Annotated in this window: 13 protein-coding genes, 1 pseudogene and 1 riboswitch; of the genes and pseudogenes, 2 read left to right on the top strand and 12 right to left on the bottom strand. The window is 72.6% G+C overall.

The annotated features are described in order from the left end of the window. Positions 1–22: 22 nt before the first annotated feature. The 7 genes from AC0665_RS19680 to bioB all read right to left on the bottom strand — a co-directional run bounded on the left by AC0665_RS19680 (position 23) and on the right by bioB (position 8,641). On the bottom strand, positions 23–2,590 hold the full coding sequence (locus AC0665_RS19680) for an ABC transporter permease (RefSeq protein ID WP_478705450.1): 2,568 nt from the start codon (positions 2,588–2,590) through the stop codon (positions 23–25). A 4-nt stretch (positions 2,591–2,594) separates the two neighbouring features. Next, the gene (locus AC0665_RS19675; RefSeq protein WP_468405090.1) at positions 2,595–3,410 is read right to left on the bottom strand and encodes an ABC transporter ATP-binding protein; all 816 of its coding nucleotides are present in this window, start codon (positions 3,408–3,410) and stop codon (positions 2,595–2,597) included. A 128-nt stretch (positions 3,411–3,538) separates the two neighbouring features. Then, the gene (locus AC0665_RS19670; RefSeq protein WP_468405092.1) at positions 3,539–4,213 is read right to left on the bottom strand and encodes a class I SAM-dependent methyltransferase; all 675 of its coding nucleotides are present in this window, start codon (positions 4,211–4,213) and stop codon (positions 3,539–3,541) included. Between the two features lie 268 nt (positions 4,214–4,481). Next, positions 4,482–5,411, bottom strand: coding sequence for a class A beta-lactamase (gene bla / locus AC0665_RS19665; RefSeq protein WP_478705449.1), 930 nt, complete (start codon positions 5,409–5,411; stop codon positions 4,482–4,484). A gap of 54 nt (positions 5,412–5,465) precedes the next feature. Continuing rightward, positions 5,466–6,191, bottom strand: coding sequence for a dethiobiotin synthase (bioD, locus tag AC0665_RS19660; RefSeq protein ID WP_478608099.1), 726 nt, complete (start codon positions 6,189–6,191; stop codon positions 5,466–5,468). Position 6,192: 1 nt separating this feature from the next. Continuing rightward, entirely contained in the window at positions 6,193–7,473 is a 1,281-nt protein-coding gene (locus tag AC0665_RS19655) for an adenosylmethionine--8-amino-7-oxononanoate transaminase (RefSeq protein WP_478608102.1), read from the bottom strand. Then, positions 7,466–8,641, bottom strand: coding sequence for a biotin synthase BioB (gene bioB, locus AC0665_RS19650; RefSeq protein WP_478608105.1), 1,176 nt, complete (start codon positions 8,639–8,641; stop codon positions 7,466–7,468). Before bioB ends, AC0665_RS19655 begins: the two co-directional genes overlap by 8 nt. A gap of 151 nt (positions 8,642–8,792) precedes the next feature. Between bioB and AC0665_RS19645 the strand changes: the two genes are divergently transcribed. After that, entirely contained in the window at positions 8,793–9,920 is a 1,128-nt protein-coding gene (locus tag AC0665_RS19645) for an 8-amino-7-oxononanoate synthase (protein WP_478608108.1), read from the top strand. Positions 9,921–9,971: 51 nt separating this feature from the next. Here the strand turns inward: AC0665_RS19645 and AC0665_RS19640 are convergent, their stop codons facing one another. Continuing rightward, complete coding sequence (locus tag AC0665_RS19640; protein WP_478608111.1) at positions 9,972–10,202, bottom strand: DUF397 domain-containing protein; 231 nt, start codon at positions 10,200–10,202, stop codon at positions 9,972–9,974. Positions 10,203–10,211: 9 nt separating this feature from the next. After that, on the bottom strand, positions 10,212–11,072 hold the full coding sequence (locus AC0665_RS19635; protein WP_468405106.1) for a helix-turn-helix domain-containing protein: 861 nt from the start codon (positions 11,070–11,072) through the stop codon (positions 10,212–10,214). A gap of 213 nt (positions 11,073–11,285) precedes the next feature. On the opposite strand from AC0665_RS19635, the gene AC0665_RS19630 reads away from it, so the two are divergent. Further along, positions 11,286–11,741: an ATP-binding protein gene (locus tag AC0665_RS19630; protein ID WP_478608113.1), complete on the top strand. Its 456-nt coding sequence runs from the start codon at positions 11,286–11,288 to the stop codon at positions 11,739–11,741. A gap of 303 nt (positions 11,742–12,044) precedes the next feature. Here AC0665_RS19630 and AC0665_RS19625 read toward each other — a convergent pair. The 3 genes and pseudogenes from AC0665_RS19625 to AC0665_RS19615 all read right to left on the bottom strand — a co-directional run. Continuing rightward, a pseudogene (locus AC0665_RS19625) lies at positions 12,045–12,200 on the bottom strand (DUF6328 family protein); the annotation flags it as partial. A gap of 81 nt (positions 12,201–12,281) precedes the next feature. Next, complete coding sequence (locus AC0665_RS19620; RefSeq protein ID WP_362243388.1) at positions 12,282–12,755, bottom strand: C40 family peptidase; 474 nt, start codon at positions 12,753–12,755, stop codon at positions 12,282–12,284. A gap of 3 nt (positions 12,756–12,758) precedes the next feature. Continuing rightward, positions 12,759–12,893, bottom strand: a riboswitch (cyclic di-AMP (ydaO/yuaA leader). Positions 12,894–13,308: 415 nt separating this feature from the next. Further along, positions 13,309–13,617, bottom strand: a complete 309-nt coding sequence (locus tag AC0665_RS19615; protein WP_468405110.1) for a hypothetical protein — start codon at positions 13,615–13,617, stop codon at positions 13,309–13,311. Positions 13,618–13,624 lie beyond the last annotated feature (7 nt).

The following is a 13,624-nucleotide window of genomic DNA, read 5'->3' as shown; positions in this document are numbered from 1 at the left end:
AGACCGTTTCAGCATGCGGACGTCACTCGTGCGCGATGGCCGCCAGCACGTTCATACGGGAGGCGCGCAGCGCCGGAAGCAGCGCCGCCACCACCCCGACCACCGCCGAACCGACCATCACCAGCGCGATCGTCGGCCACGGCACGGCCAGCGCCGTCATGCCCTGGAGCGCCAGCACCTGCTGCGTGCACACCCCCCACACCAGGCCCAGCACCAGCCCGAGGACCGCCCCGAACACGGCGATCACCACCGACTCCAGCCGGATCATCCGCCGCAACTGGCGCCGGGCCAGCCCGATCGCCCGCAGCAGCCCGATCTCCCGGGTGCGCTCGACGACCGACAGCGCGAGGGTGTTCACCACGCCCAGCACCGCGATGATGATCGCCAGCCCCAGCAGCGCGTACACCAGGTACAGCAGCACGGCGATCTGGTCGTGGACCAGTCGCTTGTAGTCGGCCAGGTCCCGCACCTGGACCTGCGGATACGGGTCCAGGCTCGCCTCCAGGCGCGCGCGCAGGGCGTCGTCGCCCGTGCCGCCCGAGGCGTTGACGTACAGCGCGGAGTCCTGCCCGCCCGGCGCGTACCGCTCCAGGGTGCCCAGCCCGAAGTACAGCCCGCCCTGGGTGCCGAACCCCTCGGCGGCGTCCTGGTCGGTGAGCGCGCCGACCGTCAGCCGGGCCGAGCGCCCGCCCTGGAACTCCACCGGGACCGTACCGCCCACCCGCACGCCGTGATCGCGTGCGAAGTCCCGGTCCATGGCGAGGTGCCCGCTCGCGAGGGCGGCCGCCGTGTCCCCTTGCGCGTAGGTGATGTTGGCGACCTCGTCGAGCCGCGGATCGTAGCCCGCGGCGGTCGTCTCCACCCGGTCACCGTCCGGGAGCCGCACCGCGACCGGGGTGAACCGTCCCCGCACGACGAGGCCCACCCCCTCCGTGCCGCGCACCTTGTCGGTGACCTCGCGCGGGAACGGCTGGAAGTTGCCGTTCTGCAGGACGAAGTCGGCGCCCAGCGTCTTGTCGATCTGCCGGTCGAACGACGCCGTCATCGACTCGCTCGCCACCGACATCCCGGCGACCAGGGCGATCCCCACCATCAGGGCGGCTGCGGTGGCCCCGGTGCGACGGGGATTGCGCAGGGCGTTGCGCTGGCTCATCCGGCCGACCGGCCCGAACAGCGCGGGAAACGCCGCGCCGAGCACCCGGATCACCGGCCGCACCAGCAACGGCCCGGCGATCACCGTCGCGATCAGGGTGAGCACCACCCCGAGCCCCAGCAGGGACGCCGCCGACGCCGTCCGCTCCGCCAGCGCGCAGCCCACGAGCGCCGCCGCACCGGCCGCGCCGGTGATCCCGCCCGCCACCGCGCGCATCCGCAACGGCCGCCCCACCCCGGCGACCTCGGCGTCCGAGAGGGCGGCCATCGGCGAGACACCCGCCGCCCGCCGCGCCGGGAGGTAGGCGGCGACGAAGGTGACGCCGAGCCCGACGGCGTACGCCGACACCGGGGTCACCCAGCGGATCTCCATCTCGTCGGCGTCGATGTTCATGCCGAGCAGGCCCATCAGCCCGATCAGCCCGGCCGCGAGCCCGATCCCCGCGGCGAGCCCCAGCGTGGAGCCGACCAGCCCGAGCAGCAGAGCCTCGGTGAGCACCGAGCGCCGGACCTGGCGCCGGTCGGCGCCGAGCGCGCGCAGCAGCCCCAGCTCCCGGGTGCGCTGGGCGATGAGCATGGAGAACGTGTTGACGATCAGGAACACGCCCACCAGCACGGCGATCCCGGCGAAGCCGAGCATCACGTACTTGATGACGTCGAGGAACCCGCCCAGCTGTTCCACATCCGACTCGGCCTGCTCACCGGCCGTCCTGAAGTCGTAGGTGTGTGCCCCGAGCGCGGCCGCCACCCGCTGCTTGAGCCGCTCGTCGTCGACGCCCCGCGCCGCGTCGACCGAGATGGCGGTGGCGGTCCCCGGCCGGCCGAGCAGCCTCGTCTGCGCGGTGGGGGTGTCGAAGTAGACCAGCGCGGAGCCGGGGTTGGTGGTCCTGAACGTGACGATGCCGACCACCCGGACCCGGAACGACCCGGGAGGCGCGATGACGGTGAGCGCGTCGCCGATGCGCACGTCCTTGCGGCCGGCGGTCTGGGAGTCGAGCAGCGCCTCGGCGGGGCCGTGCGGGGCATGGCCCGAGGTCAGCCGGACAGGGCTGCGCCCGTGCGGGTTCCAGGCGCGGCCGAGCGTCGGCGCGCCGGTGGTCGGGCCCACCGGCTGGTTCTCCTCGTCGACGACGGTGAGGCCGTTCACCTTGACGTCGGCACGGGCCGCCGCGACCCCGTCGACCCGCCGGACCCGGTCGGCGAGCGCGGCCGGCAGGGTGGCCGTCCGGCCGGAGGGCACCGCCTCGTCGAGGCCTTCCTTCGGGCTGACCGTGACATCGGCCGCGGTGGAGGCGAACAGCCGGTCGAAGGTGCGGCTGACGGTGTCCGAGAAGATCAGGCTCCCCGTGACGAACGCGACGGACAGCAGGACGGCGAGCGCGGAGAGCAGCAGCCGCCCCTTGTGCGCCAGGAAGCTCCTCAGCGTCGCCTTCAGCACGGGCTCAGCTCTCCTCGGGTGGGGCCGGCACGTCCTCGGACCGGGTGCGGATCACGTCGAACCTCTTCATCCGTTCCAGTACCGCCTCTGCCGTCGGGCGCCGCATCTCGTCGACGATCCGGCCGTCCCCGAGGAAGAGCACCAGGTCCGAGTGCGCGGCGGCGCCCGGGTCGTGGGTGACCATGACGACGGTCTGCCCGAGCCGGTCGACCGCCTCGCGCAGGAAGCCGAGCACCTCCAGGCCGGCACGCGAGTCCAGGTTGCCGGTCGGTTCGTCCGCGAAGATCAGCTCGGGCCGGGAGGCCAGGGCCCGCGCGCAGGCCACGCGCTGCTGCTGTCCGCCGGAGAGCTGCGCGGGGCGGTGCCCGAGCCGGTCCCGCAGGCCCAGGGTGTCGATCACCTGGTCCAGCCACTTCCGGTCGGGCTCGCGGCCCGCGATGTCCATGGGCAAGGTGATGTTCTCCAGGGCGTTCAGAGTCGGGATGAGGTTGAACGACTGGAACATGAACCCGATCCGGTCGCGGCGCAACCGTGTCAGCTCGCGCTCCTTCAGCCCCGTGATCTCCGTGTCACCCAGCCACACCTGTCCGGCGGAGACGGTGTCGAGGCCCGCCAGGCAGTGCATCAGCGTGGACTTCCCGGAGCCCGAGGGGCCCATGACGGCGGTGAACCGGCCGCGGACGACGTCCACGTCCACGGAATCGAGCGCCAGCACGGTCGTCTCGCCCGAGCCGTACGCCTTGGTCAGACCGCGGGCGCGCGCCGCGATCCCGTCGGCCGGCGCGAGGCCGGGTGCGTGCTCCGCAGCAGGTGTGGACAAGGCCGCCTCCTCGGGGTGGACGTCAGGGCACTCCGACCCTGCCCGAGGGTAATGTGACCCGGCCCACACTCGGTATCCTCCGCGGGTCGGAGCCCCGCCTCACCGGCGCCGGCGCGGGAAGCCCGTGATCACCCGCCGACCGGACGCCAGGCCGTCCCGAGCACGCAGTACGAGGTGGGCAGCTTTGGTCCCTCCGCCGGCATCAGCACCCGCCGGTAGGGGCCGAGTTCGAACCCGGCGTCCCGCAGCGCCCGCACCGGATCACGCGCCACATGGCAGCCCCCGCTCAGCAGCGGCCACACCGTCCGGTCCAGCGCGTGCTGCGTGCAGCCCATCACCCGGCCACCTCCCCGGCCGTGCTCGAAGAACCGCACCTCGCCGCCCGGCCGCAGCACCCGCCGCAGCTCCGCGAGCGCCCGCGGCACGTCCCGCACACTGCACAGCACCAGCGACAGCACGGCCGCGTCGAAGGCCTCGCTCTTGACCGGCAGCGCCTCGGCCGCACCCGGCGCCACGTCCACCGGCACCTCGGCGCGCAGCGCGGCCTCCACGGCCAGCTGCCGCAGCCGCCGCTCCGGTTCGATCGCCACGACCTCCGCGACGGTGCCCGGGTAGTGGGCGAAGTTCAGCCCGTTGCCCGCGCCGATCTCGATCACCCGCCCGGACAGCCCGCCGAGGAGTCTCCCGCGCATCCGGCCCATGCCCATCCGGGTCTCGGCGGCCACACTGGCCCGGGCGTAACAGCGGGCGAACAGCGGATGGTGCACGGCGTCCCGTGGCACCTTTCCGGAGCGCAGCGGCATGGGGACCTCCCTGACGATGCGGGGCCTACCGCGATTCTCCCCGCGACGAGCCCGGCGCACCCCTGCCGCCCGCGAAGACGTACGCGGCCGGGCGCCGGGCGTGGTCGCTCACGGCCACGCCCGGCACCGCCACCCGTGTCACCGCGGCCCCTCTTCCCGGCACCGGGCCGGGCCGCGCTCTCCTCACGGGCCGCGCCGTCGGTTCCTCCTGGACCATCAGCCCTCTACGGGCCGGGCCTCCCACGAGGACCTGCCGCGGACGGTGACGCTAGGCGAGTTCGGCCGCCAGCAGCGCGGCTGTCCGGGCCACCAGCGGGTTGTCGGCCTCGGCGTCCTCCTCCGGCTGGGTGGTCAGGACGGACAGCACGATCGGCGGGCCGTCCGGCGGCCAGGTGATGCCCACGTCGTTGTTGCTGCCGTACCGTCCGCCGCCGGTCTTGTCGGCGAGCAGCCAGTCGGCGGGCAGGCCCTTGCGGAACCTGTCGACGCTGGTGGTGTTGCGCAGCAGCCAGTCCGTCAGCCGCGCCCGGTCCCGCGGTTCCAGTGTGGTGCCGAGCACCAGCCGGGCGTAGGTCGTGCCGACCGCACGCGGGGAGGTCGTGTCGGTCAGCCGCCACGGCTCCGCCGAGTTGAGCTCGGGCTCCCACCGGTCGAGCCGGGTGACCCGGTCACCGACCGAGCGGCAGAAACGCGTGACGGCGGTCGGCCCGCCCAGCTCCTTCAGAAGCAGGTTGCCGGCGGTGTTGTCGCTGAAGCGGATGGTGGCGTCGCACAGCTCGCCGACGGTCATGCCGGTCGCGACGTTGTTCTTGGTGACCGGTGAGAACCCGGACCTCTCGACGTAGGCCTCGGTGTAGTGGACGCGCCGGGCCAGGAACTCGCCGTCGCGGTCGAGGTCGCGCAGGACGGCCGCGGCGGCCAGGGTCTTGAACACCGAGGCCATCGGGAAGCGTTCGTCGGCCCGGTACACCACCGTCCGGCCCGTGCGCAGGTTGCGGGCGTACACCCCCAGCCGGGCGGTGTGCTCCCGCTCCAGTTGCCGCAGCCGCGCGGTCGTCCCGCCGGTGGCGGTCGAGGCGTGTGCCGTGCCGCCGCCCAGCGAGAGGGCGGCGGCCGCGCCCAGCGTCAGGGCCGTGCGGCGGGACGGGCGTAATCCGTTCGTGTGCAAGGTGGTCCCTTCAGAGGCGATCACGTACATGGTTCACCACGCGATCACGTCCGCGCCGGTTGCACCTCCCGTCCGCCGGGCCCCTCAGAACGCCTCGGGCGCCTGCCGTACCCGGAAGGCCTCCGCGTCCCAGGAACCGTCCAGCCGGGGCGCCAGCCAGTGCGGCGCCGCCGTCCGGAAGGCGGTGGGCTCCAGGGCGCCCGACCCCGCCGGAACGGAGCCCAGCAGCGGCGCTCCGGCCACGTCCGGCAGGTCCGCCAGATTGCAGCGCGCCGCCAGATCCGGGGCCTCGGGCCAGCTCCCGATGACGAGACCGGCCAGGTCAAGCCCCCGGGAGCGCAGTTCCCGGGCCGTCAGCTCCGTCGTGTTCAGCGTGCCGAGCCCGGCCGCCACCACGACCAGCACCGGCGCCGACAGCAGCCGGGCCGCGTCCGCCAGGGTCCCTCCGGCCGCGTCGAAGCGCACGAGCAGTCCGCCCGCCCCTTCGACCAGCACCAGGTCGTGCTCGGTGGCCAGCTTGGCGGCGGCCTCCGCGACCTCGTGAGGATGCACCGGAGCCCGGCCGGCCCGGCGCGCCGCGGTCGCCGGGGCCAGCGGCTCGGGGTAGCGGGCCAGTTCGGCCGTCGTCAGCGGACCCGCCAGGCGCGCCACCTCGGCAGCGTCCCCCGGCTCGTCCGGCCGTACGCCCGTCTGGGCGGCCTTCAGCACGGCCACCGAACGGCCCGCCGCCAGGGCCGTCGCGGCGACGGCGGCGGTCACGACCGTCTTGCCGACCTCCGTGCCCGTGCCCGTGATCACCAGTACCGGCATGTCATCCCTCTCGCGCCGCCGCGCACACGGCCCGCGCGATCCGCGCCAGGTCCGTGTCGCCCGTGACGTACGGCGGCATGGTGTAGATCAGATCGCGGAACGGCCGCAGCCACACGCCCTCGCGCACGGCCGCCTCCGTCGCCGCCCGCATGTCCACGGAGTGGTCCAGCTGCACCACCCCGATGGCGCCGAGGACCCGTACGTCCTTCACCCCGGGCAGATCCGCGGCCGCCGCGAGCCCGTCCCGCAGCCCCGCCTCGATCCGCTCGACCTCCGCCTTCCAGTCCTGCCCGAGCAGCAGCTCGATCGAGGCGCAGGCCACGGCGGACGCCAGCGGGTTGCCCATGAAGGTGGGGCCGTGCGCGAGCACCGGCACCTCGCCCCGCGAGATGCCGTCGGCCACCCGCGCGGTGCACAGCGTCGCCGCCATGGTCAGGTAACCGCCGGTCAGCGCCTTGCCCACGCACATCACGTCCGGAGTCACCCCCGCGTGCTCCGCCGCGAACATCGCGCCCGTACGGCCGAACCCGGTCGCGATCTCGTCGAACACCAGCAGCACGTCGTGCGCGTCGCACGCCTCGCGCAGCACCCGCAGATACGCGGGGGAGTGGAACCGCATCCCGCCCGCGCCCTGCACCACCGGTTCGACGATCACCGCGGCCAGTTCGCCGGCGTGCCGCTCGATCAGCGACCGCAGGTGCCCGGCGTACGTCGCGTCGTACTCCGCGGGGGGCGGGTCGGCGAACACCTGGCGTGGCAGCACCCCGGTCCACAGGTCGTGCATCCCGCCCTCGGGATCGCACACGGACATCGGCTGCCAGGTGTCGCCGTGGTAGCCGCCGCGCCAGGTGAGCAGCCGCTGCTTGCCGGGGCGGCCCAGCGAACGCCAGTACTGCAGGCACATCTTGACCGCGACCTCGACCGACACCGACCCGGAGTCGGCGAGGAAGACGTGCTCCAGACCATCGGGTGACATGTCGACAAGGAGCTTCGCCAGACGGACGGCGGGCTCATGGGTGAGCCCGCCGAACATCACGTGGCTCATCCGCCCGAGCTGCTCGCGTGCGGCCTCGTTGAGCACCGGGTGGTTGTAGCCGTGGATCGCCGACCACCAGGACGACATCCCGTCGATCAGCTCTCCCGAGCCGTCGGCGAGCCGCAGCCGCACCCCGCTCGCCGACTCCACGACGAGCGGTTCCTGCCGTCCGGGCATCGGGCCGTACGGATGCCACACGTGCCGCCGGTCGAGCTCCAGCAGCTCGGCGACCGCCGGCTCAGGCATTGGGCGCGAGGTCCGTCCCGGCGCCCCGGCGGCGCACGGCGACCAGGTCGGTGCGCGGTTCGGCGCCGGTCCGGGTATCGGCGACCTGCGGCTCCTCCTCGGCGGAGCCGCAGCCGGTGCCGCCGGACCCGCAGACGCCGCCCCCGTCGTGACAGCCCCCTGCGGCCCGGTGCTCCGGAAGGGTCACCTGGCCGGTTCCCTCCACCTCGAACCCGGCGTCCGCGATCATCTCCAGGTCGGCCTTGCCGGCCTGGCCCTCACTGGTGAGGTAGTCCCCGAGGAAGATCGAGTTGGCCAGGTGCAGGGCGAGCGGCTGCATGGTGCGCAGATGGACCTCGCGTCCGCCGGCGATGCGCACCTCGACGTCCGGGCAGACGAACCGCGTCATCGCCAGGATCCTCAGGCACCGCTGCGGGGTCAGGTTCCACTCCTTGCCGAGCGGGGTGCCCTCGAACGGGATCAGGAAGTTGACCGGAACCGAGTCCGGGTCCAGCTCACGCAGCGAGAAGACCACGTCCACGAGGTCCTCGTCCGTCTCGCCCATGCCGGCGATCAGCCCGGAGCAGGCGGACAGACCGGCCGCGTGCGCCTTCTGCACGGTGTCGACGCGGTCCTCGTAGGTGTGCGTCGTGGTGATCTCCCCGTACGTCGCCTCCGACGTGTTGAGGTTGTGGTTGTAGGCGTCGGCGCCCGCCTCGCGCAGCCGCTCGGCCTGGCCGTCGGAGAGCAGCCCGAGGCACGCGCACACCTCGACGCCCTCGTTGTTCTCCTTGATCGTCTTGATCGTCTCGGAGACCCGGTCCACGTCCCGGTCCGTCGGACCGCGCCCGCTGGCCACCAGGCACACCCGCTTGGCCCCTCCGGCCACCCCGGCCGCCGCCGCGTCGGACGCCTGGTCGGGCTTCAGCCAGGTGTACTTCAGAATCCCGGCCGTCGAGCCCAGCCGCTGCGAACAGTACGAGCAGTCCTCGGGGCACAGGCCGGACTTGAGATTGACGAGATAGTTCAGTTTCACCCGTCGGCCGAACCAGTGCCGCCGCACCTTTCCGGCCGCGGCCACCACATCGAGCAGGTCGTCGTCGGACGTCGCGAGGACGGCCAGTGCCTCGTCGCGGGTCGGCAGCTCGCGCCGAAGCCCCTTGTCCACCAGCGTGTTCAGCAGGTCCATGGAAGCCGATCCTGTCCTACGGAGGCGCCCGGGGCCAAGGAGGCTTCGTACAACAGAGTCGCTTCGAGGTGTGGGTATTGCCACACACTGACCTGCTGGTCGTCCCGCTAGTGTCTGTGCACTGCCTACAAATTCCCCCGGAGGACCACCCATGGCGTTCGGCTGGATCGACGAGCAGGCAAAGCTGCGTGCCCGCGCCGGACTCGTACGGACTCTGCGCCCCCGTCCGGCCGCCTCACCGCTCCTCGACCTGGCGAGCAACGACTACCTGGGGCTGGCCCGCCATCCCGAGGTCACCGAGGGCGCGGCCCGGGCCGCGCGGACCTGGGGCGCCGGCTCGACCGGCTCCCGGCTGGTCACCGGCACCACCGAACTGCACACGGAACTCGAACGGGAACTGACCGAATTCTGCGGCTTCGAGGCCGCCCTCGTCTTCTCCTCCGGGTACGCCGCCAACCTCGCCGCCGTCACCGCGCTGGCGCCGCACGGCTCGCTGATCGTCTCCGACGCGGGCAACCACGCCTCGCTCATCGACGGCTGCCGGCTGGCCCGGGGCACCACCCAGGTCGTGGCGCACGCCGAACCCGACGCCGTGCGCAAGGCCCTGTCGACGCACGAGGGCACCGCGATCGCCGTGTCCGACACGGTCTTCTCGGTCGACGGCGACGCGGCCCCCCTCGCCGCGCTGGCGCGGGCCTGCCGGGAGCGCGGTGCCGGGCTGGTCGTCGACGACGCCCACGGCCTGGGCGTCCTGGGCGAGGGCGGCCGCGGCGCGCCGCACGCGGCCGGACTCGCGGGCGCCGGGGACGTCGTCGCGACGGTCACGCTGTCCAAGTCGCTCGGCAGCCAGGGCGGAGCCGTCCTCGGCCCCGCCCGGGTCGTCGAGCACCTGGTCAACGCGGCCCGGACGTTCATCTTCGACACCGGACTCGCCCCGGCCGCGGCGGGGGCGGCCCTGTCGGCCCTCCGGCTGCTGCGCCGGGAACCGGAACGGGCGGCGCGGGCCCGCGCGGTGGCGGCCGAACTGCACGCACGCCTGACCGCCGCGGGCCTTGAGGCGGTACGTCCGGACGCCGCGGTGGTCTCGGTGCGCGCGCCCTCCGCGGAGGACGCGGTGAACTGGGCGGCACGGTGCCGCGCGGCGGGCCTGGCCGTGGGGTGTTTCCGTCCTCCCTCCGTGCCCGACGGCATCTCACGGCTCAGGCTGACCGCTCGCGCCGACCTGACCGGTCAACAGATCGAAAGCGCGGTGCGGCTGATCGGCGAGACGCGGCCATGAGTCGGCGTGACACGGCCGTGCGTCGCACGATGAGGTATCGATCGAACGCGGTCAGATGCGGTCCATCCCGGCCGTGAACGCCGTCCAGCTCTCCGGCGAGAAGAGCAACGCGGGTCCGGCCGGGTCCTTGGAGTCGCGCACGGCGAGCAGTCCGGCCCACGGCGGGGCGTCCGGACGCGCGGTCTCGACGCAGTTGTTCGCGCCGGTGCTGTAGCTGCTGCGCAACCACCGCACACTGTGCAGTTCGCTGCTTGAGGGGACATGACGAGGCAGTGCACGCATGGTGCCTCCTTACGCGCCGGTGGCTGTCCCGGCGATGAAATCCAACGAGTCCTCGGGCGAAAGGGCGTGGATCTGAAGGGCGTTGAAGGCCTCCGTGTAGGCCTGGAGGTCTTCTTTCCGTTCGAGGTAGAGGCTACTCGTCAAGTGGTCGAGAACAACCACATCTAGATCAGAAGTGCTCGAAAATGAGAAGATAACGAAAGGGCCGGTGACGCCGATGTGCGCCCCGGCGGCGAACGGCAGGACCTGGAGGCGCACTTGGGGCAGCCGGGCGGCCTCGACCAGCCGCTCCAGCTGGCGGGTCATGACCCCGGGTCCGCCCACCTCCCGGCGCAGCACCGCCTCGTCCAGGACGGCGCTCAGTTCCAGCGGAGGGTCCGCGCGCAGCACGTCCTGCCGGGCCAGGCGCACCTCGACCAGCGCGTCGACCCGGTCCTCCGCGAGCCCCTCCACCGCCGCCCGCGTCACCGCGCGCGCGTACTCGGGCGTCTGGAGCAGGCCCGGGACCACCGTGGTCTCCAGCGTGCGCATCGTGCCGGCCTGCGACTCCAGGCTGATGAAGTCCCGGTAGGTCGGCGGCAGCACCCCGCGGTAGGCGTGCCACCAGTGATGACGTCCGTCGCTCGCGTCGCCGCCGGCCAACGCCAGCAGCAGGTCGCGCAGTTGGGTGTCGGCCACGCCGTAGGCGTCGAGGAGTAACCGCACATCGGCCGGTTTCACCCCGCTCGTGCCCGTCTCGATCCGGCTGACCTTGGACTGGTGCCAGCCCACCAGCCGGGCCGCCTCACCGCTCGTGAGCCCCGCAGAGGTGCGCAGCGCACGCAGTTCGGCGCCCAGTTTGCGGCGGCGTACCGCGGGACCGTGCTGCATGGGCTCCTCCTTACTCCTTCCGAGCCACCCAAATACGGTCTCGCGTCGCAGAGTTCACCGCTTCGAGCGACAGATATATGCATATCTTGGTGGATCGCCGTCCTTCACGGGCGTTCTGGTGGCAGTCTGGCGACGAAGCACCAGTCCGGGACCGTACTCGAACCATCCGCTCCGTGTCGGACCGCGGTCCCGTGGGAAAGGGACGACGTCGCCATGGCAGACCATTTGGAAGCATCCGTCACTCTGCCGAGCGATCCCGCCTCGGTCTTCGCAGCGCGTGCCTATGTCGTGGACACGCTGGCGGAGTGGGGCCTGCCGGCGGGCACGGAAGTGTCCGACACCGTCCGGATCATCGTCTCCGAACTCGCCACCAACGCCGTCCAGCACACCTTCGGCCAGTCGCCCACGTTCACCGTGGACGTCGCACTCGAGCGCGACGAACAGCTGCGCATCGGCGTCACGGACAGCCACCCGCGCTTCCCCAGACGCCTGCCGGCCGCCGTGCAGCAGGACAACGGCCGAGGACTGGTCATCATCCGCTGGCTGACCGCGGAGTGCGGCGGCCGGCTCCGCATCCGCCCCACCCGCGAGGGCGGCAAGACCATCTCGGTCGAGCTCCCGTGGGCCGTCCCGGTCCGGCCGGCGACCACGGCCCGGCAGGAGCCGTAGCTCCCCCCGCGCGCGCCCCGGCCCGCGCGACCGTCACCGCTGCCGCGCCGACGCCTCCCGGTGCGCAGCCGCTCCCCGGAGCCCTGACGGCTGCCTGACGGTGTGCCGCAGCGGTGCGGGGATCCCGCCGACGTCCTCCCGCTCCGGCTCCTGCCCGGCGGCCTCCGCGGCGCCCTCCGCCCCGTTCCGCAGCCCTGCCCGCCGTGCCAGCCGCGGCAGCACCCCCCACAGGCCGACGCAGACCAGGAACGTCGCGACGCCCGCCGCGACGCTTCGAGGACCTCGGCACGGTCCAGCGCGTCACCAGCGCGAGGTGCAGGCGAGCGAGAGCAGGAAGGCGAAGAGGATCTGTACGCCCGTCCGGGTGATCCGCAGTTCCTGGAGCAGCTCGACGACGTCGCGGCCGGCGCGTTGCAGCGGAGTCTCGTTGCGCGCGGTGCAGGGACGGTGCTCGGCCAAGGGGTGACGGGTGTCCCTGGGAGCCCGTGTCAAGCGCCGGCGTGCGGCGGCGCGTCAGGACGCCACCGCACGCCGGGTGGATCACTTCACGCGCCCGTACCAGACGCTCTTGGTCCAGATCTTCTGGAGCCGCACCACGTCCCCGCTCTTCGGGGAGTGCCAGAGCTTGTTCTTACCCGCGTAGATACCGACGTGGTACACGTTGCTGCCCGAGTGGAAGAACACCAGGTCTCCCGCCTTGCGGTTCTTGGCGGAGATGTGGCGGGTCTTGTTGTACTGCTGGGCAGCCGTGCGGGGGAGCTTCTTGCCGGCCTTCTTGAACGAGTAGAGCGTGAGCCCGGAGCAGTCGAACCGGTGCGGACCGGTGGCCCCGTACTTGTAAGGTGCACCCTTCTTCGAGGCCGCGATCTGGAGTGCCTTGGTCGCCGGCGTGGCTGCCGCGGCGTCGGAGGCGAAGCCGGGCGCCACTATCGAACCGCCGACGGCGGCGATGGTGAGCGCCGAGGCCGTGCCGGCCCGGGCCATGAGCGACGGGACACGATTGAGCGCAGTCATGCGCAACCCTTCGTCAGCCGCCTGTGAAGGATGACCTGTCGGATTCGGGCTGGCGAAGTTGCCCGGCCGCTGACGCGGCTTCACCCCAAGGGCTGCTCGGCTCCGGTCATGGCGTGACCGTGTCGGCGACCCGTCGTGCTTGGGTCCTCCACTCCTGCCGATCCACTCCTGTCGACCGGTCATCCGGGCGGCGGCAGGACTCGGCGTCCGCCCGGATCGCCCCGCCACAGCGGCGGGGGCTTGTCGTCAGACAGGGATCTTGGCTCATGCCTGTCCGGATTTCCCAACGGAACCGGGGATTTGTGTTGTTACTCACCACTCGCCCGTTCGGGTGGACACGTGTGCGTTCGAGCCACTGTCCACGGGTTCGCGGAGCGCCGGACCAGCGATGGAATAACCCATTCCGTCCCCTGGCCACGCGCGTTGCGCAACCGGGGCGGTCTCGAAATCGGTCTCCCGTCTACTCCGAACAGGGGTACGTCATTTGGTCCGTTTCGACTCAGCTCCGGACGCCTCTCAGTCGGATCGGGCGTCCGGGATCGACGGCTTCGCGTCAACTGGCGGACTCCGGCGGGAGGCTGAGCCGTGCCGTGCGCCGCTCGCCGTCCAGCACCCGCAGGGCCCGGGCCAGCGTGCGGGCGTGCAGCTCTCTCTCGCCCCGCTGGTGCATCAGGGCCAGTGCGTCCCGCAGGGCGGTGGCCTTGCCGACCAGGGCCTGGGCGGCGCGCAGACCGCGGTAGGTGTCGCCGTCCTGCGCGGGGTTGATACGACCCAGCAGGTCGACGACCTCGAGGTAACGGTCGATCAATTCCGCCTCGGCGCGTGTCAGGGCGGGCAGCGGCGGCAGTTCGGGCGGGAGCACCGGGACC

It is taken from the genome of Streptomyces sp. NPDC043685 (assembly GCF_056436585.1).
Note: the sequence above shows the minus strand (reverse complement) of the source record. Positions and strands in the feature narration are given on the sequence as shown.

Coding starts and splice junctions, on each gene's coding strand:
- AC0665_RS19670 (WP_468405092.1), bottom strand. CDS start 4,213: ATGCCGCTGCGCTCCGGAAAGGTGCCACGGGACGCCGTGCACCATCCG.
- bla (WP_478705449.1), bottom strand. CDS start 5,411: ATGTACGTGATCGCCTCTGAAGGGACCACCTTGCACACGAACGGATTA.
- bioD (WP_478608099.1), bottom strand. CDS start 6,191: ATGCCGGTACTGGTGATCACGGGCACGGGCACGGAGGTCGGCAAGACG.
- AC0665_RS19655 (WP_478608102.1), bottom strand. CDS start 7,473: ATGCCTGAGCCGGCGGTCGCCGAGCTGCTGGAGCTCGACCGGCGGCAC.
- bioB (WP_478608105.1), bottom strand. CDS start 8,641: ATGGACCTGCTGAACACGCTGGTGGACAAGGGGCTTCGGCGCGAGCTG.
- AC0665_RS19645 (WP_478608108.1), top strand. CDS start 8,793: ATGGCGTTCGGCTGGATCGACGAGCAGGCAAAGCTGCGTGCCCGCGCC.
- AC0665_RS19640 (WP_478608111.1), bottom strand. CDS start 10,202: ATGCGTGCACTGCCTCGTCATGTCCCCTCAAGCAGCGAACTGCACAGT.
- AC0665_RS19635 (WP_468405106.1), bottom strand. CDS start 11,072: ATGCAGCACGGTCCCGCGGTACGCCGCCGCAAACTGGGCGCCGAACTG.
- AC0665_RS19630 (WP_478608113.1), top strand. CDS start 11,286: ATGGCAGACCATTTGGAAGCATCCGTCACTCTGCCGAGCGATCCCGCC.
- AC0665_RS19620 (WP_362243388.1), bottom strand. CDS start 12,755: ATGACTGCGCTCAATCGTGTCCCGTCGCTCATGGCCCGGGCCGGCACG.